Raw genomic sequence first — 19,205 nt, forward strand, 5'->3', positions numbered from 1 at the left:
GTTTACCATTGGCATTGGTCGCTAAATTTGACATTAAATCCCCAGGGATTGCCGTTATGCCAGAAATATTCCGCGCAAGATAAAGACATGACCCCGTGAGAAAGCAAGCTTTCGGCGCGCGCCCGGCAATCGTCATCCTTCACCATAAAAGCACCCTCAGTCGGAGTATCGAGACAACCACTTAAACTATTGATATTGCCGACAGAAGCAGGGCCTTTTTGCGGATGAGAAAATGACATACCCCAAATCGGCATGGCATTAGCAAATCGAAATGATAAGTCTTTATCCTGATCCCAGCGGGTGACACGCACTTTTACTTTGCCGCCTTTGAAACAACCCGTATGATGATACTCGTCTTGTTCATTGCACCAACTCACCTTGTCATATACATCACCTACTGAATTACAGCGGTGTTGATTAAATGTCCCGTGGACAGAGTTCTTTACTCTTGGCCAGTCCGGTTCAGGAAGTCCAGGTCGTCCGCATCCGCCATCACAGCGCGTTGGTATCTTGGCTTCTACTCTCACAATATGCCAACAACCCTTTTCTGAGCCGTCCGGATTACGCCCGCATCCTTTATCTGTTTTCCATCCATAGATCGCGTAAGGCGGCAAAGAAGGAATATCGCCCAGAAGAGAATCTTCGACGCTGCTAATGCCATTGGGGAGGTTGGCTGTTGTTAAAAACTCACTGATCTTTGTTCGCGCGTCAGCAAGTTTGGTAGCAGCATCACCGGCTTTTGTATAGGCATCGCTTAGAAAATTGTAACGCTGTTGATATTTTTCCCTTAAAAGCGCTATATGTTCTAGAAATCCTGGATCAGCGCACTGCGGCCAAATACCGTTAACTGTATCGTATCCTAACGTGTTGTTGATAAAGTGAGTATTGAACAAGTGGCACGGCGTGACATCGCCGGAAGCATTACAGCTGTTATAGCAAGCCTGCAGCATTTCAATGGTTCCATTGCCGGCGGGATTTTGGTAACAGCTAAGAACTTGCGGAATAATAGGAACACCCGGATAAGGAGCGATATTATTATTGATCCACGTAACATTATTCGGACAAAATACCGATCGCATGCCTTCTGAATCCCAATATCCATGATACTGGCTATTGCCGTTGCGCCATCCGGATAATTTTGCCCGCCACATATTTAAAGGCCCGGAGGCTTTCGCTAAGTCATAAAGAGCATTTCCATTAGAATTATCAATCCAGGTCTTAGCCTCATTATACCAATCGTTAAACGAACTATAAATATCCTCGGGTGGCATGGCTAATGTTTTGGTGGCCCACACAATAAAATCATCCGTTGTTATTTTCATTTGGTCTAAGGAATCTTCCGGCCATTCGGAGGCGGGTGTGCCTGGGCTAGCGCTAAACGCATCCTCACAAGACTGATTGGCGGCGCAATGATCCGGATTATCATCATGATCTAGATCTGCCGAGGGATCTAAGCAGCTTGGACAATCCCCCGGGCAATGTTTTCCGACACAGTTTTGATTATACGGCCACGTTTCTGAACAAAACTGATCATCACCGCGTTTCCACTTAGGCCTGCTTCCGGTACAGGGAGCAGGCCCGAGATCCGCGTTGGTGACACAGCGGTCTTCTTGAGCGATCACGCATGTGGCATTATGAATATTATCAAAATAGGCATCATCGTCCTGGTTTGTCGTCGTTAAACAACAGCTTTCTCCGGAACAATTTCCCGTAAGCGAAAGGCGCCCGACGGCATCAAAACTATCGCATCCCGGATAACGCGCATCACACCAAAAACACCCCTCGGGATGGTCCGGATTATGACTTGTATTATTTTGCAAATATGTCCGGTCGGCAACTTTCCAAAGGGCCGGAAATAAGCCGGTGGCATCTTCCGCGCGGTATTTTCCCATCACGTCACTAATCTGAGGATTGTTGTAGTTTCCCGGCGGGGAAGTTTTAAGCAGAGGATTTTCATCGTCGTGACCGAGAATTTCTCGAAAAGACTTAAAAGCATTGTTGCCGTTTTCATAAATGGGATCATAGACATAAGGCCAAGAAGTTGCCGGACAGGAGCTTGAGGGATCTTCCGTCGCATTGCAACGCAGTTCAGCTTCATCTTCCGTGCAGCATTCCGGGCGGATCTCTTGAGTAACGCCACGCCTCCACCACCCACCGCCAACAGGTATTGTCACCGTTTCTTCCGGCAAACAACAACAATTGCATTCCGCAGGACGGTTAGGATCCGTCACATTGCAACAAGCATGCTCGCCGGCAGACTGCTGATGCGTATTTCCATCCGTACAGGTTGGCGTAAACGGATCCCACATGCCCCAATCATCATCGTGCACCGTTCCGCTTCTATCGGTATAAGATTCATAGATCAACTTTGAAAGAAGATCCTGAAACTGAGCAATTTTTTCAATATTTTCTAAACGCTCCTCCACCACATCAGAATTTTCTTGGATTTCCCGAACACGATTAGCATAATAATAACCGAACCGATTGGTTTTATCTCCTACGGAATCATCTGTCCCGCACCGATCACAAACTCCGTCCATATCTTCATCGAGATTATCTGGCATTTCTTTATTATCATCCACCACATTTTGAATCCCCATAAGGATCCCACGCTCTAAAAACTGGTCTTGCTGGGTCATTTTAGGAAACATCTTATTATAAAATTCGCTTAAACCGGGTTGAAGGACAGCAACAGAAAGAACGAAATTGATAGTAGCTCCGGCAAGCCCGGCACCAGCCGAAATAGTCAACACTGTGGCTGCTTGTATAGCTGCAGGTGTCGCAGCTCCCGCCGTAAAGATAATAACGGCAATCAAAATAATCGCTGCTATAACCAAAGTCGTTAAGTTCCTAAGAAAATTATGATCGGTCCCGCAAACATGCAAGTCCGCGCCGCCGTCTAAAACGTATTGATACAAATACTGCGAATAGCTGGCGATCTCAGATGCCAAAAACGCCGCGCCCAAATTAGCCGCGATGGTCACCTGCGCTTTTGTTTGCGCCACGCGCCCCAAATTCATCACCACCGCCAAAAAGATGATCAAAACCGCGGTGATCAAAATGAGGATAAGCGCCACTTGCCCTAAGCGTGCGTGCTTTGGCTTGATCGGCCTTAACGGATGAAGCAGTCTATTTAAAAATTGAAAAATCATTATGTATTTCCTATTCTATTTCCTCTTCCGAACCGTCATCCGGAGGAGTGTCCCAGCCGTTAAAAACAAGATTCATGTCTGTCCCATCGTAGAAATCTGTTTGTAGCTGGCGCAAAGGCCCCGACATTGGGGAAGTGTCCCAATTTGAACCTTCGTTCACGAATCTGTCCGATAAGCTTTGATCATGCGCGATGCGCCGTTCGGCTAAACTTACTCCCGCCCATTGAAACGCCTTAATACAGCCGTAAATAATAAGCAGGATCATAATGAAACAAAAAGTGAATTCCATTGTCACTTGGGCCTGTTTGTTGCAAGATTTCTTAAAAATGGGACTTATCATATTTAAAGTTCCAATCACCAAATTCCAATGGCCAGATAAATTTCAAAAACCAATTTTCTAATTTCCAAACGTTTTTAACATTGTTTATTGAAAATTGAATATTATTTGGTTATTGTTGCTTGTATCCTGCCTGCCTGCCGGCGAGGCAGGGTTATTTTCTTTTCTTTATCACTTCACCGGATTAACATCATCCACCGGCGTTACCCATTTACGACCGCCGCTATCGGCAATAGCGCTTCGGACATAAAGCATTTTCTCAGCCTTGTTATAACAAGTTTGATTAAGATTTGCCTCTGACGAACATTCTCCCGCATTGGCCACGCAAACTTCAACAGCCGGATTATCACAACCAGGATTCCAAGCACATTTATCGCCGTGGCTTCCGCAGCTGTCTGATCCATAGTTACAATATTCCGAATCATTAGGATTGAGATCAAGGCAACCATGCCGCGCCCAAAAGGGAACTTCTCCACAGGCCTCGTGGATATTATCATCTCCGGCTAAACAATTCCACATACGCCCCGTATCGTTGCTCAGTTGAAACTGCCGTTCAATAACATCGGTACAGTTTCTTTTTTGCGTATGACGAGTATATTGCTTGTCATCGTCATACAACTTTCCCTCTTCAACGGACATATGTGTTCCCTCAAAACACACCGAACGAATATAACTGTCTTGCTGAAATCCGGGGCGAGTTCCTTGCGGCCGTCCGGTAGCAGCTGTCGCCGGCGTATAGCCGCCACGCTCATCCCAAGTATTGTACGTTGTATCGATATCCCCATCCTGATAATCCATCACGTAAAACGTTTCAATGTTTGAAGTGCCTCCTTGGCAAATGGTATCTAGGCCGCCGGTGTTACGCATGGTGGCAATGGCATCGCATTTTCCGTCGAAACCGCAGGCTTTTTGCACAAATTCTTCTTTTAAATCTCCGTCTAGATCCAGCGAAATATTTTTTCCTTTATCAACATCGACACTGCCGCGTCTGATATCCACCGGTTTCCATTGCCAAGAAAACCTGCAGCGGGTGATGGGGACACCTTCTACATCCGTATCTCCGTCCCTATCGAGATCGAAACGTTCATTTATTTGCGCGGCATTACAACTGCCTCGTCCTTCCGAACAATACGGGGAAGCCGCCGGAGCACAAAAACTATCATCCGCATTAACGATCTTCGTGTAAGCAACGGGGCATCCGATATTACCCGGCAGGCACATTTCATTCCATCCGAAATGGGGATTGCCCGAAGCACCCGGAACTTGGATGATCTTAAAAGAAGCAGTAGAAAAATTGAATTGTTTTCCGTTAATATGAATGTCTTGAACAGGTATTTGTTCTGTATGCCCAAAGTCCGTTCCCATAAATAAATTGCGGGTAAATGTGCCTGTTCCGCCGAGAATATACGGCGTGCGGGAGCTGGAGCCGTATTTACCAGTTTCTACCGTTTTTCTATCTTCAATAAAAAGAACGCTGGCTGTATTGCGGGATGTGTTATTGGCTTGTCCGGAAAGAAATGAATTTTGCAAAGCTAAGCGCATGGCGCCCAAAGACTGATTTTGCACATAATTAAAATTGACCGCGTAGCGGATCATAGCCCCGAGGACAAAAATGAGGATAGCGCCAAAAATGGCCAACTCAGTGACTGTTTGGGCTTTTGGTTGGGCGAAAAACTTCTTTATTCTTTCTCTCATCAATATTTTATTCTCCGGCCACGGCGGAAGAGCCGCGGGTTCGCTCGACACTATTTGAAGAATCAATACGAGTCGTCACTATTCCGTCTTCTCCATTCACTGTTGCGTTACTTGTTGTGATCCAGCTCACAGCGTCGGAAGTGATCGTATGATTAATATGAGTATTCATCAGCGTCGGGTCATATTGCTCGCCTAAATTATCCACCGATTCTTTCCAGTTTCCCTGAATACCACGCTTCACATAAGTACTGACCGCCACAAAAGCCCCTAAAATAATGATGATCAAAATCGCGTATTCCAAAGTTGTCTGAGCCTGATGTTTTTTTATGCGCATATTTACTCCCCGGGCGTAAAGCCCATATTGACCAAAGAATCCGATGAAGATGTTATTTCGTCATTAAAAACATAAGTAATATCATTGACCTGATGAATGAGCTGGCGATTCATAATGCTATGACTATTTGAAACAGAATTGACCACATATTGATCCGTCGCTCCGGATTCTTGTTCCGACGCGCTTTGCGGAGCCAGCTGATCGGCGGCTAATCTTACCACATCTTGTAATCCGCGCCTGATGGGTGGGGACATCACCACCAAAGCGGTGGAAACAATTCCGACCAAAATAATGTATTCCATCAACGATTGGCCGCGCGTCATTTTTAACATATTTTATCCGCCTTCTCCCGGAGGAAGTTGTACAGATACCGTATTAACAGACGTTGTATCGTCCTGTGACTTCCTGGAAATTCCAGTGCTTCCGCCGGGCAAAAGGATCTTATTTTGTTGAATACTGCGTTCTATATCAGAATTCGTCGCGGCATAATACGGTTCATATTCGCCGTAAAGCCTGCCGACGGCATTCGCTTCCACGCTGGCGTCTTTGACGATGTCCATCATGGTTGATTTGGCGTCATGAAGCCGCCCTTGCAAAGCCCGTTTTAACACAATGGTCATCGCCATCAGCGCGGCGATCACCAGCGCGATCATGATAGCGTGTTCATTGGCCATTTGTCCGTTTTGACGAAAGAATATTTTACGCATAAATTTCTACGAAATGTATTTTATATTTTAGATGAAAACAAGGTAAATCAAAAACGAAATTTGTTGAAGCTGCCCCGACTCGTGTGCTGCGGCGAAATTCTTTTCAATAATTTCGCCGCACTCGTCGAGGTTCACTTTCTTCGTCTACAAACGTAGATGAAGAAAGTGAAAAAACACACATGGCTTACCCGAAGGTTTTTCTCTCCGGGTAAGCCATGGTTTACAAACAATACAGGTTAATTTCCCCAATACTCCTGCTGTTGGTTGATGATCACCGTTTCAGAGTCGACATTGACCGTTTCTGCCTCAGTCAGCTCTGAGCGTGTAACGCCAGCATTGAACGTTTCTCTCGTTGAGCTAGTGGAGCTGGTTGTGCTATTAACCCTGGTGTTCCCGGGAGAGAATTGTTCGCCGATATCGTCGGCGGCCGATCTCAAACGCCCCTGAACACCTCTTTTAATGTAGAATTGAATGGACAGCAAAGCGCCGATGATAATAATGATCAAAACAGCGTATTCCAACGTGCTTTGCGCCTTCATTTGTCTTAGTTTTTTTAACATTTTTATGTTCACCTCCTAAAGAACTTAAGTTAGTGTGATCGATATTTTACGGAACCATTTCTATTTCAACGGCGCCACCACCTCCACCACCGCCGCCACCATCAGCTCCGGGGCCATTATATTGGTATTCCTGGAAACCACCTTCCAGGCGCTGAATATCGCTATTAGACGTCATCCCGATACCGCTTTCCGCTTCATTCATCACAACCGATGACTCGGAATTACGCGAGACATCGAATGCACTGGTCAGCTGTGTCGGTTCAAACTGCGTCGTTGTACCCAGCTCTGATGTATTATCGGCCATATACTGAGTAGCGTCATAAACTCTGGCCTGCAGAGCACGTTTGGCGTAAACCTGCATGGCAATGACCGCGCCGACGACAAGCGCGATCAAAATCGCGTACTCGGCGGTATTTTGCCCTCTTTTTTTGTTTAATTTTCTGAACATTTTATTTACACCTCCTTAAAAGGCTTTGATGTTCACATTAAAAATTAGTTACGGAATGACCACATCTTCATTGCCACCGCCGCCACCGCCACCTGAAGTATGCGAATTGGAAAGTTTATCGGCCATGGTTTCCATTCCGTTAACGGTTGTCCCTAATGTACGGTCTAAGGCCGGGCGCAAAACTCCGCTGGGCCCTAAGAAAACGATGAGAACCGCCACAACTGCCGTCACTAAAATAATATACTCTAGTGTGCTTTGACCTCTTTTACTTTTTAGCTTCATGTTTTCATTCACCTCCTTAAGAGTGAACTTTTGTATGCTCCATAAAGCGAAGCAATATTTCTAGTTATCCCTCAATCCTTCTTCTACATTCTTTTGAGCTGCCTGAACCGCCCGGTAAACATAAGTACTCATGGTGATCATCGCCGCTGATACAAGAGCAATCACGAGGACATATTCTATTAGATTTTGTCCGTTTTTATTTTTCAGCCTCATCATCGCCTTGCCTATGTTTATCAAAGATTGTAGCCGCCCGCTTACAGCATCTCCGGCAACCGAAGAGCGAAGGATTTCATCCGCGCGGGCCCTCTATCTGTGATCGCCTCTCGAAGACGATCACGTGAAAACGCCCGAGAATATCCATCGGGCGCAAAATACGTCATTTCTAAGCGAAAAAAAATCTCCGGAAAAATTTTCCGGAGATCACAATAGCTCCTTAAAAAATCATTAAGTAACGTGATGCAATATGTGTGAACAACGCTTGGTACCTTCATCATTTCTCCGTGGCTTAAGAAACAATGAGACTTTGACTAAAATGGTATTACCTTTAATGCGTTATAAATATAACACATACAAAAAACAGGCGCAAGCACTTGTTTGGGTTAATTTTTCTCCTGATTTTCGATGCGGATTTGAAGCTTGCACCCCAAGGGATCACGCACATCGCTTTCGTTAAGGCGCGCCAGGGCATATTCCAGGTCTTTGCGGTAAAGATGGGTTGGGGGAAGAACAAGGCTCACAATGATACTATCCTTGCTCCTTTGAACAGAGCCGGATATTTGGTAAAAACGTTCTCTGATATCAGAAAAATTAAGCTTTTCATAGTGCAGTGGAAAGAAATGGCGCTGGCAATAGTTATTGAGCGCCGATAGAAGAAACTCAATATTCGTCTCCAAAGACGGCTCAGCCCTCAAAAGATTGTATTGGCCTCCTCCTTCTAACAAGTTAACTCGGTCATGGGACGGAGTAACGCTCACAACTCCATAAGAAGCTTTTTCGGTCCGGGCGGTAAAATCCTGATAACTTTCTTGAAAGTTTGGCCAGCGAGCAAGAAAAGCGGCGATTACATCTTCCGCCGACATTTCTTCCGAAAGGATATTGGTGACGATCGCCATCACCGGCCAGTCTAAGGCGCTATCACGCAAAAGAAGGGCTCTCACGCGCGTTTTTTGCCCAATGAGCGGTTGTTCCAGTTTTGTTTTAAGTTCGCTGTAATACACTTCTTTTCCGACGGAATCACAATAAAAATGATTGATCAAGCGCGCGTCTTCTTCGATAAATTTTCTGCATTCTTCCTGCCAGGGCCAGGCGCCGGCCATAAAAAGCCTTCGTTTGGCCGGAATAGCCGTAAACTTGGCGATCTCTTCTTTGTTGCCGTCAAAAATACCGATGCGGGATATGTTTTTTCCGGATGAATTTTCGAAACTTAAAAAAAGCTCATAGAACTGTTTCGCAAAACTCTTGTATCCGGGAATACTATTAATAATAACGGGCTGAACATTGCTAATGATATTTGAAGAAAGAGACTCAATGATCTTGTTCATGGGCATCGTAAATGCAGATTGAACATTATTTTCATTCCAAATCGTTTGAAATTGCCCGTCGACGCATATTTCAGATTTATCCTGCGCTGTTATCTTGATATAGCTTATTTCAGAAAATGTCTGCGAGTACTCATTGGCCATTTGCATGGAAAGACTTTTGAGATTTTGAACGCTGGTGGTTAGTTTTTCTAATATTTCCGCGTTAAGATGTTGTTTTTGTTTGATGCCGTTGATCCCCCAAAGGCCGTCTTGGGTATAATTCTTAATATCCCCGATTTTCTTAATATTAAACGCCGGAAAATATAAAAGCACTTCGCTGGCTAAATTGATATCGACCGGCAAATAAACTTCACTATGCTTGCTTAAAAGTCCGCCGAGCATAGACGCGTTCGATAACTGCCACTGGGCGGCTTTTAAAAAGAAACATCCCATCCCATCCCAAACGGGAGGTTTTTCTCCCGAAATAATTTCCGGCTTCTTTTCCGGAGAAAAATATTCCGCTTCCGGAGTCCATATTTTGTCATCAGAAGAGGCGGCCGGTTTTGGTGTAGCTTCTTTTGGCTTCTCTTCTTTGGAAGTTTCTTTCCCGGCAAAAGGATCGGCTAGTAGGGGGCTTTCCTGCGGAACCGTTGGCGCGATTTCCGGCATAGATTCCGGAACACTGTCCACAACAGCTTCGGGAACAGCCTCCGGTGCGGCTTCAGGAGCAGCTTCAGGAGCAACTTCAGGCACAGCCTCTGGCGCGACTTCAGGAGCGGCTTCAGGAGCGGCTTCAGGAGCAGCTTCAGGAGCAACTTCAGGCACAACTTCCGGGACAACTTCAGGGGTAATTTCCGGCGCAGGCTCCGGTACGGGTTCTGGGACACTTTCTTGAGGCGCGGGTTCAATTTTCTTTTCGGGAATAGATTGTTTTTCTTCCACGATCGGCGCTTGAGCCATAGGATCCGGAAGAAGTGAAATATATTCTTGCGGTTCTTCTTGTTCCGGTTCCAAAATAGGCAAAATAGGCTCTGTGGCGCTGGGCTCTTTCTCTATTTGAACTTCCTTAGAAATATCAGCTAGGGCTTCCGACTTCACTTCGGTCAGATCCGGTAAAATAATGGGAGGTTTTTCGGAAGACTTTTCAGGAAGTTTTTCCTCTTTGGACATTTTTTCTTGCGAGGCTAAGTCTATTTTTCCAAGTTCCACGGAAATATCTTTATTTTTTGACGGTTCGACCGGAAATTGCTCTTTCGTAACCGAAATTTTTGGCGGCTCGTCATGAACAGAGAGCAGTGCTTGTTTTTCCGTAAATAATTGTTCTTTTCTTTTTTCGGGAATCTTGAATTTCTGCGGCTTGCCTTCTTTTTCGGCCCTTCTTCCGACGGGACTGCTAAGAGCTGAACTTTTCAGAATGGCGTTGACGGAGGATTTGGAAACTTCGCATTGAAATTTTTCGCGGATCAAATCGGAGATCTTGCGGCAGCTAAGATCGGGATTATCCCGTTTTTGCGTGACAACAAAATCAATAACTTCCTGTTTTAATTTGTAAACAACACCCATAAATGACGGCGCAATTCTAAGTTAGCAGTTTGGACATTTCTTTAATAAGATTGGCTCTATCATATACTACCTATTTTAGGTGAGTCAAGCTTTTTATCCGCAAACAGGACTAAAAAAGCAAATAACCTTAGATTTTGCTTGCCAAATAACCTTTGCCGTAGTTAAATACCTTATGCTCAAAAAATGTCCTTACTGTTTTGAGATCGCCAGCGAAGGAATGAACAAATGCCCCGTTTGCCTTCAGTTCATTATTGACCCACTCATTGATTCGGAATATAAAAGTATTGATAAAAAGAAATGTTTTTTCTGCGGGAAGAATATCCTCAAAGAGGCTCGCATCTGCCGCTTTTGCCATCAATGGATCGACGAAGTTGACCGCACGGCAGGGGATATTGAGCGAATTGATTAACCTTCTTGAGTTATAGAATCTCCAAGGCAAGTACCTGAGGCCTGGATCGTTCCGGCGGGTAGTTCTATCGCGCGCTGCGCCTTCCAAAAAATAGGGCTTAATGAAAACGGTTTGATGTTTTTAACGAGCCCTACCACCGAGTTATCCTTTCCGACGAAGATCACATCAATAGAAAAACGCATAAAGAACATATGGATGGAATTGCAGGATTCGATGACCAACGCTTCCGATGGAAGGATTTGTTTTCTGTTCAAAAGTCCGATCATTCTCGAAAGCGGCGTATCAGCGATAGCCACCTGATCAGCGATAACCGTTTGGCGTGTCGTATTAATGATCTTCACGATGGATATTTTAAGTGTGAATTAGGAAAATTTCTTTTTTAAGAGGAATACCGCGCATCACCAGCTCATTATAACAAGCAGGCGTATAGCCGGTGGGCCGGTAATGGCCTAAAACTTTTCCGTCTTCACTCATACCGGTTTGCTCAAATAAAAAGACGTCTTTTAGATCAAGCTGGGTCGCATCTAACATTCCGACCACTTCGGTAATTCCGGTAATTTTTCTTGTCCCGTCGGAAAAACGGGCAATGTGGACAACAATGTCAATGGCGGTGGCGATCATTTCATACATGGCGCGAAGGGGGAGTTCAATGCCGCTTAAAAGCATCATGGCACTCATGCGAATAAGAACATCGCGGGTAGAGTTGGCATGCAATGTAGTCAGTGATCCGTCGTGGCCGGTATTCATCGCTTGAAGCATATCCAAAATTTCCGGCCCACGGCATTCTCCAATAATAATACGGTCGGGACGCATACGCAGCGTATTAATGAACAGGTCACGAATAGTGATCTCACCTTTGCCTTCTACGTTCGACGGCCGAGACTCCAAACGGCCCCAATGGCGCTGTTTGAGTTTTAACTCGGCGGCATCTTCAATGGTGATGATGCGTTCTCCCTCGGGAATAAAAGAAGAAATAACATTTAAAAGGGTGGTTTTTCCGGCACCGGTCCCTCCGGAAACGATAATATTTTTTCGCCCCACAACACAGGCATTAAGAAAATCCGCCATGGATTGCGACATGCTGTCAAAACGTTTTAAGAGATCTTCAATGGTGTAACGTTCTTGGCCGAATTTTCTGATGGTCACCATCGGGCCGTTCAAAGCCAAAGGCGGGATGATCGCGTTAATACGCGACCCGTCGGGAAGACGAGCGTCGACCATCGGGACCGATTCATCAATGCGCCGGCCTAAAGGAGCGATGATCCTTTCAATAATGGCGCGAACCTGCTCATTGGAAATAAATTTCTTATTGGTTAAGATCATCTTGCCGTTTTTTTCAATATAAATTTCATCTTTGCTGTTGACCATAATATCGTTAACATCCGCATCCGCTAGAAGGTCTTCCAGGGCGCCTAACCCTAAAGCCTCGTCGGCAATTTCTTTGACCAAGCGGGTTCTTTCTTCGTGAGAGGAAATAATAGCCCCGGCTTCTTGGGTTAAAAGATCCCCGATGATCTTTTCGGTGGTGGCACGCAGCGCTGGCGCCCGGCGAGGATCGCTTAAAGATTCGACGCTGATCTGTTGAAGATTTAATTTTTCTATTAATCGTTCATGGATTTTCTTTTTTAATTTAATAATGTCATCATCTTCATCCACCTGGGCCATAAAATCTTGGCCTTGGATGATTTTTTCGGTCAGCCCGAATTTATCCCAAAATCCGGCGGGCTTGGGCAGATCAGCGGTGGTGCGTAATTTGGCGATTTCCGTTCCCTGGACAAATAGATCTTCTTTGCTTAATTCTGCGGCGATCTTTTTAAATGCTTCCGCAACGGCACTGCGCGGGCTGTCCATCACGCATGGAACCCCGCGGTTTAAGGCCATACCGACCACTTTTCCGTCGGAAGGGACATGGGCAAAGATCTCACAGGGAAGAGCCATGCGCACTTCCTGCCAGGCAACGCCTCCGCGGCTTTCCGAACGGTTCAAGATCATCTTGACCATCTTGAGCGGAAAATGCAGGCTTTGGAGAACATCCAAGCTCCAGCGTGTTTGATAAACTGCTAAAATATCCGGGGTGGCCACCAGCATGATCAAATTGGAATGGTCAAAAACGGTGATGAGCGTTTCGCTAAAGGCTTTTCCGACGTCAATGACCACATAATCATAAAAAGCGGCAGCGGCTTTTAAAAACGGCTTGATATTGTCGGGCGTGATATGGCCAACTTGCTTGGTGTGGGCAACCGCCGGAATAAAATCTAATCCAGACGTGTGCGTGGTGACATATTTCTTGATAACATTTTCCTGGCCAGGTTTTTCCAGTTCGCCTAAAACATCGACCATGGCGTGGCGTGGCGCGACATTGAGCATGCGCGCCATATCCTGGCCGGCCTGAAAATCCATATCGACCAGTAAGACCTTTTGGCCCGTCAAAGCCAGCGCTACGGAAACATTCACCGAAATAAATGTTTTTCCGACGCCGCCTTTGTTGCTAAAAACAGAAATTGTTTTGGATTTCATCTGTGTATTTAAGATCTATCTAAATTATAAACGATCGGTATCGTCACCGTGATATCTTGCAGATTTAGCTCGGAGGGAAAAACCGTATAAGGCGCTAAGTTTTTAGCCGCGTTAACAGCGTCGCGGTCAAAAATATCATAACCGGAAGATTCCTGAACAGAGGCTGACGCGAGTGTTCCGTCTTTGAGGATATGCAGCATCAGCTTAACCGTTCCTTCCCAGCCATATTGCCGGGCTTTTTCCGGGTAAACAACCGATTGGGCGATCTTTTCTTGGATCGAGCGCACATACGGGATGAGTTCTTGTGGGATAAATGTTTTTGCCGACGCGGCCGACGGAGAAACCAAAGCCGATGTTACGTTTTGATCCGCCTTTTTTTCATTAGGCACGCTAAAATCTTCCGTGGTCACGGTTTGTTCGGCGGCGGCTCTTTTATGATGCGTTAAGATCGTCGGCGTTAAGCTGATGACAAGTTCTGTTTCTTTATTTGGCGTTTTATTGGTTGTGCGAAATAAAGCTCCTAAGACCGGGACATCGCTAAAAATGGGAATGCGCTTAATGGTCTCTCCGTTATCATATTTGATAAGCCCGGCTAAAATAACCGTTTGCCCGTTTTCCAAATACAATTGGGTTTGAGCGGTGCGCGTGGTAAAGGCCACATTATTCCCGACGGCATTGGTCGAGTCAATATCGCTGACTTCCAATTTTAATTCAACGTCGATCTTTTCGTCTTTGATGGTCGGCTTAACGGTTAAGTTAACGCCGTAATCTTTGTACTGCAAGTTTTCTTGAACATTCCCGCCGGAAGAAGTTGTCGTCGTTGAAACCGGGATTTGTCCTCCTACTAAAAAGCTGGCTTCTTTACCGCTGACGCAAACTAATTTTGGCTTAGATAAAATGCGGCCCTTGCCTTCGGTAATCAAGGCATTAATAGTGCCTAAAATTTGTGTGGTACGGCTAAATTCTCCCACGCGAAAAACATCTTTGATCTTATCAATTTTCCCCGACGGCAACGCTTCGGTAAAGGTCAAAGCGCTGGTCCATTCAATGCCCATATTTTTAGTATAGCTAGAGGTCAATTCCGAGATCTGCGCGTCTATCTGCACTAAATCATTGATATCTTCTTCTTTGGTCAAATTAAGAATGCTTTCCGAAAAACGCTCCAAGACTTTATCTAAACTTTCTTTCTTGTCCGAACCGATCGTTCCCGAAACCATCACTTTTCCTTCGAGTTGGTTCACTTCGGTATAAATTCCGGAAATATTGGACTCAGCTAAAAGTTCTTGCATGCGGGTTTTTATAAGATTGAGGTCTTCTCCGACAACGCGCAAGACCAAAGAACGTTTGCCGTAGCTATCCCAAATAAAAAGCAATGTTTTACCGGGCTGTTTGGCGATCATCAAGATATGATCATCCTCAGCTTTAACAACATCCGCGACGTTAGGATCGGTGATAGAAACACGCGTGAGGCTGTACGTTTTGATGGTTTCGAGTTCTCCGACGACCATTTGAATCTCTTCTTCTACCATGGAATCAAAGATGGCTTTGTTGCTATCAGCAGCCAAAAGGAAGGAGGCAGAGAAAAATCCACCGACTATCAAAGCTAAAAATAAAAATTTTTTCATCATTTAATAATTCTAGTCATATTCAAGTTGAAGCGTTTTTATTGTCCGCCGCGGAAGATCTCGACCGGTTTTGATTCTTCCTTAACGGGTTTATCTTGGTCCGCGTCTTTCCCGATCTTAAGATCGAGGCCTTGGGTCGTTTTAAGATAATTTGATAAAGAATCCCAGGATGCCGTCGGTAATTGATAGGACTCGCTTTCACCGGGCTGGCGCAAAACAAGCTGTAATTTTCCGTGCTGTTCAGCAAAGGCCAGAAGGTTCGCCTCATCAGGATTTAAAGCAAAGGTGATCGGCAGGATGCTCGCCTTTTGCTGCGCGTCCATGCCTTGGCCGGCTTGCGTATTATCGGCAATGGCCAAAACCAAAACATTTTGAAATAGTGTTACAGAAATTTTTTCCGTTTCTTTTGATTTCTCAGATTCCTTGGGGTTTGGAGTAGATAAATGAGCGATAATATCCACATAATCTCCCGGAGATACTAATCCTCCGACGGCAGAAAGCTTATCGATATTGACCGTCACCGCTCTTTTTCCCGGAGGAGTTTTAAGGCTAAGGGGCGTTTGCGTCTTGGTTGCCGCGGCCGCGGCGGCTTGCTGAGCTTTAGCGAAGGATTCCTGCTGTTTGGCGGCAAGCATTCTATTTTGCTGCGACAATTCCTCAATCTTCTTGGCGAGAGCATCGATGTCTTTTTTGGCTGTTCCGGCGCTAGCGACCAAAGCCGCCCGATCTTTTTCTTTTTCAGCTTCCATGTAACTATTAGCCAATACCAAAGAAACAATGCCCATCACAATAGCAATGCCGACTAAAATAACTTTTTTCTTATCAATTGCTTTTAAGTCAATGGCCATAAGATTATTTTAAAAGCTCCTCGTTGGTCACAATGGTCGTCTTAGATTTTAGCTCGTCAATGTATTTTAAAATAGCCTGCTGTTGCTCCATTAAAGTCAGGCCATTTTTAATTTCTTCTTTAACGACTGCGAAGCTTTGCGGATTACCGCCTTTTTTCTCTTCTAATTTGACGATGTAATATCCGTCGGGTCCTTTAAAAACACTGCTGATATCGCCCGTATTTAGGATGCTTACCGCTGTTTGCATTTGAGGAAATTTAAATTCCTTGATAAATCCCAGATCGCCGCCTTGAGCAGCGCTGGCGGCCTTAGAACGCGCCTGTGCCACCGACCCAAAATCCGCTCCGGCTTGATAAAGTTGCGATAAAATTTCCTTGGCCTCTTCTTGAGTGGGAACCATAATTTCTCTTAAGCGCCATTCGCCGGGCTCAGAGAAAACATCTTTGTTTTGATTATAATATTCTTCCGCTTGCTGGTCGGTAACGGCAATGCTGGACGTGACCCTGGTGGCTACTTCCTGCATCAATAAACTGCGGCGAAATTCATCTAAAGCGGTTTTAATATCTTTTTCTTGCGCTATGCCGCGGCTTTCCGCGTCCTGAACTAAAAGCTGTTGGCGAACGAGCTCGTCTAAAACCAATTTTTTTGATTCGACGGTGCTGGTATCGTAATCAGGAATGACTTCTTTGATGGCTTTAAGTTTTTCATTAAATTCATCTGCGGTGAGCGTCCAATTTCCAACTTTCGCAACAACATCCGCGGCTACGGCTGTTTCGCCCGTCGGAGAAGTTGAGCTAGAAGTCGTTTCAGCCGCCGGTTTAGCTTTAGCTTTTAAAAACGGGACATAATCAGAAAGAAAGGATAATTTGTCACATCCGGAAACGGAAACCAATAATAGAGCCGACAGTATTGCTGTCATGCTTAGGCGTTTCATAACAATAAACCTCCTCGTTTTTCTAAAGGGAACAAATAATTTAATTTATTTTATTATAAGGAGTAAGGGAAAGAGAAACAAGAGTTTTTATAGAAATATTTTTCCTAAAAAGTTCTTTCTCAAAGTAACAGCCGTTGAAACCTGCGCATTACGGAGCACAGTTGCAACCGGCCGGAACGGGAGAGCCTTCGTCCGGCGGAGGACATTGCATTGGGCCGCAATTATCACACCAAGTAGTGCCGGCACCATGACAAAAATTCTGTCGATGACATTCATAACGCGCATTGCAGCATTGGGGAGCAGGCGCAGACCCTTGCCATTTATGCATAATAGCCCTACAACATTCATTATAGGCGTAGCAACACCCGTTGCCGTCGCTGCAGTCTGTTGATAGGCCGCGACAAAATGCTTCCGTTTGAGCGGGGCATCGAACGTCACAATCATTATCTCCGCAATGTCCGGAACAATACTCCACACAACAGTCATTAGGCGTATTAATGATCGTTTCATAGCAAGGAGCATCGTTATTACAAACGCCATTATTACGCAATCTCGCACAGCAATCGGGAGGACAAGTATACTCATCTTCATTGGGCCCGCAGAAATTATTTCCGCAGGTGTCGATCCAGGGACAATCCGCATAACAGCCTACATCTCCGTCAATAGGCGTTCCTCCGGAATTGCTGGGGCCATTTTCCGTGCAGCAACTTCCATCACCGCATGCGGGACTTCCGTGACAATCTAGACAACAATTCGTGTTAGTTTCTTCTCCATTACACACATTATCTCCACAGTACGAACAATCGATCGGAGATATAGCGGCTGTTTCTCCGCCAATGGTGCAACATACTCCGTCACCATCAACCATGGGAAAATCTTGGCAGCAATAGGTTAATGTTTCGCCGGGATCGACAGCTCCGTTTCCACAATCGGGAGGAACAGGATATTCTGTGGCGGGCAAAAGAGGATCTTTCATAGAATCGCTGGCGGAGTCTTGCCAACTTTTAAAATGAGCGTTGATGCCGCGAATCGTGGACGGACCCATGAGGATAATGCCGGCTAGCACCAATACAACAACGACGGAGAATTCAATGATAGATTGGGATTTTTTGGAAGAAATCATTGGTTTTATTTCTTTTCCTATTTTATCAACAAGAATTGCAATGATGCGGCGGACTACTTGTATTACATGCATTCGGTACTCCGCAGGGGGCATCATCACAGCGACCAGGATTTCTCACTGAGACACAACTGCAGTATGTCCCTCCGGAAGACATTTGTTTCTGGCAACAATGACTCCCATTGCGCCAATCAACCAGGGAACAACAAGTGCCTGAAGTAAGATTTTGTAAACAAGTTCCACAAAGCCCAGGCTCACCACATGGATCGCAATCTGCGTAACAACGGTACGTATTAGGCACGCGATAATTGTCAGGGGATTCACAATCTTCATTGCAAATATGATCACCGCATTGAACCTCGCCGCCATAATCACAACAATCTGTGGGGCAGTTTTGAATAGTTTCACCAATTTCGACATCACAGCGTCCACTACCACAATACATGCAGTCTTCTGGGCAATTCATCCAACTTTCACCGCAAGCAGGCCTTCCCATATAACCGTCGGCGCAAATACCATCCGGCGGAGAACACATAGGACACGGAGCCGGGCAATCATTAGTTGAATGCAAGTCTCGTCCAACACCAACACAAGGATCACCGGCAGGACGAGCCAAACAATCAGCCCGAGATATAACACCATTAGCCGTACAGCAAAAGTTATCGTTGGGAGAAGAACAATCGCCACAACAATATCCTGACAAATTGCTCGTCGTCCACGTTTCAGGATTAGAAGGATGGTCGGCATTGCAGGTAAGATCACCACAATAAGCACAATCGTTGGGCGATGTAACGGCCGTTTCTCCGCCAACCGTACAACATACTCCGTCACCATCAGTCATGGGAAAATCTTGACAACAATAGGTTAAGGTTTCACCGGGATCAACGGCTCCGTTACCACAATTAGGAGGCGCGGGGTATTCAACGGCAGGCAAAAGAGGATCTTTCATAGAATCATGCCCGGAGTCTTGCCAACTTTTAAAATGAGCGTTGATGCCGCGAATGGTGGACGGGCCCATCAGAATAATACCGGCTAGAACCAGCACGATGACGACAGAGAATTCAATAATAGATTGGGATTTTTGGGAAGAGATCATCGGTTTGTTTTAAGTTTAAACGAAAAAGGCAGGAAGGGCAATAGTTAAGATGTTCTTT

At 45.4% G+C, this 19,205-nt stretch carries 19 protein-coding genes; 1 reads left to right on the forward strand and 18 read right to left on the reverse strand.

The genetic code is table 11. The features are described from left to right. Positions 1 to 2: 2 nt before the first annotated feature. The 11 genes from WC676_01450 to WC676_01500 form a co-directional block, all read right to left on the reverse strand. On the reverse strand, positions 3 to 3,152 hold the full coding sequence (locus WC676_01450) for a hypothetical protein (protein MFA5059279.1): 3,150 nt from the start codon (positions 3,150 to 3,152) through the stop codon (positions 3 to 5). 10 nt (positions 3,153 to 3,162) lie between these two features. Continuing rightward, positions 3,163 to 3,492: a hypothetical protein gene (locus WC676_01455; GenBank protein MFA5059280.1), complete on the reverse strand. Its 330-nt coding sequence runs from the start codon at positions 3,490 to 3,492 to the stop codon at positions 3,163 to 3,165. Positions 3,493 to 3,660: 168 nt separating this feature from the next. Further along, positions 3,661 to 5,184, reverse strand: a complete 1,524-nt coding sequence (locus WC676_01460) for a hypothetical protein (protein ID MFA5059281.1) — start codon at positions 5,182 to 5,184, stop codon at positions 3,661 to 3,663. Between the two features lie 7 nt (positions 5,185 to 5,191). Then, positions 5,192 to 5,518: a hypothetical protein gene (locus WC676_01465; GenBank protein ID MFA5059282.1), complete on the reverse strand. Its 327-nt coding sequence runs from the start codon at positions 5,516 to 5,518 to the stop codon at positions 5,192 to 5,194. A gap of 2 nt (positions 5,519 to 5,520) precedes the next feature. Further along, positions 5,521 to 5,850, reverse strand: coding sequence for a hypothetical protein (locus WC676_01470; GenBank protein MFA5059283.1), 330 nt, complete (start codon positions 5,848 to 5,850; stop codon positions 5,521 to 5,523). A gap of 3 nt (positions 5,851 to 5,853) precedes the next feature. Continuing rightward, positions 5,854 to 6,225: a hypothetical protein gene (locus WC676_01475; GenBank protein ID MFA5059284.1), complete on the reverse strand. Its 372-nt coding sequence runs from the start codon at positions 6,223 to 6,225 to the stop codon at positions 5,854 to 5,856. A 236-nt stretch (positions 6,226 to 6,461) separates the two neighbouring features. Then, positions 6,462 to 6,785, reverse strand: coding sequence for a hypothetical protein (locus tag WC676_01480; GenBank protein MFA5059285.1), 324 nt, complete (start codon positions 6,783 to 6,785; stop codon positions 6,462 to 6,464). Between the two features lie 46 nt (positions 6,786 to 6,831). Beyond that, complete coding sequence (locus tag WC676_01485; GenBank protein MFA5059286.1) at positions 6,832 to 7,233, reverse strand: hypothetical protein; 402 nt, start codon at positions 7,231 to 7,233, stop codon at positions 6,832 to 6,834. A gap of 48 nt (positions 7,234 to 7,281) precedes the next feature. Then, entirely contained in the window at positions 7,282 to 7,515 is a 234-nt protein-coding gene (locus WC676_01490; GenBank protein ID MFA5059287.1) for a class III signal peptide-containing protein, read from the reverse strand. Between the two features lie 60 nt (positions 7,516 to 7,575). Beyond that, positions 7,576 to 7,731, reverse strand: coding sequence for a hypothetical protein (locus WC676_01495; GenBank protein MFA5059288.1), 156 nt, complete (start codon positions 7,729 to 7,731; stop codon positions 7,576 to 7,578). 383 nt (positions 7,732 to 8,114) lie between these two features. Continuing rightward, positions 8,115 to 10,598, reverse strand: a complete 2,484-nt coding sequence (locus tag WC676_01500; GenBank protein ID MFA5059289.1) for a helix-turn-helix domain-containing protein — start codon at positions 10,596 to 10,598, stop codon at positions 8,115 to 8,117. Positions 10,599 to 10,770: 172 nt separating this feature from the next. Here WC676_01500 and WC676_01505 point away from each other — a divergent pair, with 172 nt between their 5' ends. Then, positions 10,771 to 11,007: a hypothetical protein gene (locus WC676_01505; GenBank protein MFA5059290.1), complete on the forward strand. Its 237-nt coding sequence runs from the start codon at positions 10,771 to 10,773 to the stop codon at positions 11,005 to 11,007. Here the strand turns inward: WC676_01505 and WC676_01510 are convergent. The 7 genes from WC676_01510 to WC676_01540 form a co-directional block, all read right to left on the reverse strand. After that, the gene (locus WC676_01510) at positions 11,004 to 11,348 is read right to left on the reverse strand and encodes a DUF192 domain-containing protein (protein MFA5059291.1); all 345 of its coding nucleotides are present in this window, start codon (positions 11,346 to 11,348) and stop codon (positions 11,004 to 11,006) included. The genes WC676_01505 and WC676_01510 overlap by 4 nt on opposite strands. Before the next feature lie 10 nt (positions 11,349 to 11,358). Further along, positions 11,359 to 13,524 (reverse strand): ATPase, T2SS/T4P/T4SS family, encoded by a 2,166-nt coding sequence (locus WC676_01515; protein MFA5059292.1) that lies wholly within the window; start codon positions 13,522 to 13,524, stop codon positions 11,359 to 11,361. A gap of 8 nt (positions 13,525 to 13,532) precedes the next feature. Next, positions 13,533 to 15,152: a TonB family protein gene (locus WC676_01520; GenBank protein ID MFA5059293.1), complete on the reverse strand. Its 1,620-nt coding sequence runs from the start codon at positions 15,150 to 15,152 to the stop codon at positions 13,533 to 13,535. Between the two features lie 35 nt (positions 15,153 to 15,187). Beyond that, positions 15,188 to 15,997 carry a Flp pilus assembly protein CpaB gene (gene cpaB, locus WC676_01525; GenBank protein ID MFA5059294.1) on the reverse strand — a complete coding sequence of 270 codons (810 nt, stop codon included), beginning with the start codon at positions 15,995 to 15,997 and terminating at the stop codon, positions 15,188 to 15,190. Between the two features lie 4 nt (positions 15,998 to 16,001). Then, a complete protein-coding gene (locus WC676_01530; protein MFA5059295.1) occupies positions 16,002 to 16,931 on the reverse strand; it encodes a peptidyl-prolyl cis-trans isomerase in 930 nt (309 codons plus the stop codon). A gap of 148 nt (positions 16,932 to 17,079) precedes the next feature. Beyond that, the gene (locus tag WC676_01535) at positions 17,080 to 18,126 is read right to left on the reverse strand and encodes a hypothetical protein (protein ID MFA5059296.1); all 1,047 of its coding nucleotides are present in this window, start codon (positions 18,124 to 18,126) and stop codon (positions 17,080 to 17,082) included. Next, positions 18,080 to 19,147, reverse strand: coding sequence for a hypothetical protein (locus tag WC676_01540; GenBank protein ID MFA5059297.1), 1,068 nt, complete (start codon positions 19,145 to 19,147; stop codon positions 18,080 to 18,082). Before WC676_01540 ends, WC676_01535 begins: the two co-directional genes overlap by 47 nt. Positions 19,148 to 19,205: the final 58 nt, after the last annotated feature.

The organism is Candidatus Omnitrophota bacterium (assembly GCA_041649175.1).
In the GTDB taxonomy this organism is placed as follows: domain Bacteria; phylum Omnitrophota; class Gorgyraeia; order Zapsychrales; family JBAZNR01; genus JBAZNR01.

Bases quoted from the DNA above. Each gene is read 5' to 3' on its own strand.
- WC676_01515 (MFA5059292.1), bottom strand. From the start codon at position 13,524: ATGAAATCCAAAACAATTTCTGTTTTTAGCAACAAAGGCGGCGTCGGA.
- WC676_01500 (MFA5059289.1), bottom strand. From the start codon at position 10,598: ATGGGTGTTGTTTACAAATTAAAACAGGAAGTTATTGATTTTGTTGTC.
- WC676_01475 (MFA5059284.1), bottom strand. From the start codon at position 6,225: ATGCGTAAAATATTCTTTCGTCAAAACGGACAAATGGCCAATGAACAC.
- WC676_01540 (MFA5059297.1), bottom strand. From the start codon at position 19,147: ATGATCTCTTCCCAAAAATCCCAATCTATTATTGAATTCTCTGTCGTC.
- WC676_01450 (MFA5059279.1), bottom strand. From the start codon at position 3,152: ATGATTTTTCAATTTTTAAATAGACTGCTTCATCCGTTAAGGCCGATC.
- WC676_01490 (MFA5059287.1), bottom strand. From the start codon at position 7,515: ATGAAGCTAAAAAGTAAAAGAGGTCAAAGCACACTAGAGTATATTATT.
- WC676_01505 (MFA5059290.1), top strand. From the start codon at position 10,771: ATGCTCAAAAAATGTCCTTACTGTTTTGAGATCGCCAGCGAAGGAATG.
- WC676_01495 (MFA5059288.1), bottom strand. From the start codon at position 7,731: ATGATGAGGCTGAAAAATAAAAACGGACAAAATCTAATAGAATATGTC.
- WC676_01455 (MFA5059280.1), bottom strand. From the start codon at position 3,492: ATGATAAGTCCCATTTTTAAGAAATCTTGCAACAAACAGGCCCAAGTG.
- WC676_01460 (MFA5059281.1), bottom strand. From the start codon at position 5,184: ATGAGAGAAAGAATAAAGAAGTTTTTCGCCCAACCAAAAGCCCAAACA.
- WC676_01520 (MFA5059293.1), bottom strand. From the start codon at position 15,152: ATGATGAAAAAATTTTTATTTTTAGCTTTGATAGTCGGTGGATTTTTC.
- cpaB (MFA5059294.1), bottom strand. From the start codon at position 15,997: ATGGCCATTGACTTAAAAGCAATTGATAAGAAAAAAGTTATTTTAGTC.
- WC676_01535 (MFA5059296.1), bottom strand. From the start codon at position 18,126: ATGCATGTAATACAAGTAGTCCGCCGCATCATTGCAATTCTTGTTGAT.
- WC676_01465 (MFA5059282.1), bottom strand. From the start codon at position 5,518: ATGCGCATAAAAAAACATCAGGCTCAGACAACTTTGGAATACGCGATT.
- WC676_01485 (MFA5059286.1), bottom strand. From the start codon at position 7,233: ATGTTCAGAAAATTAAACAAAAAAAGAGGGCAAAATACCGCCGAGTAC.
- WC676_01470 (MFA5059283.1), bottom strand. From the start codon at position 5,850: ATGTTAAAAATGACGCGCGGCCAATCGTTGATGGAATACATTATTTTG.
- WC676_01480 (MFA5059285.1), bottom strand. From the start codon at position 6,785: ATGTTAAAAAAACTAAGACAAATGAAGGCGCAAAGCACGTTGGAATAC.
- WC676_01530 (MFA5059295.1), bottom strand. From the start codon at position 16,931: ATGAAACGCCTAAGCATGACAGCAATACTGTCGGCTCTATTATTGGTT.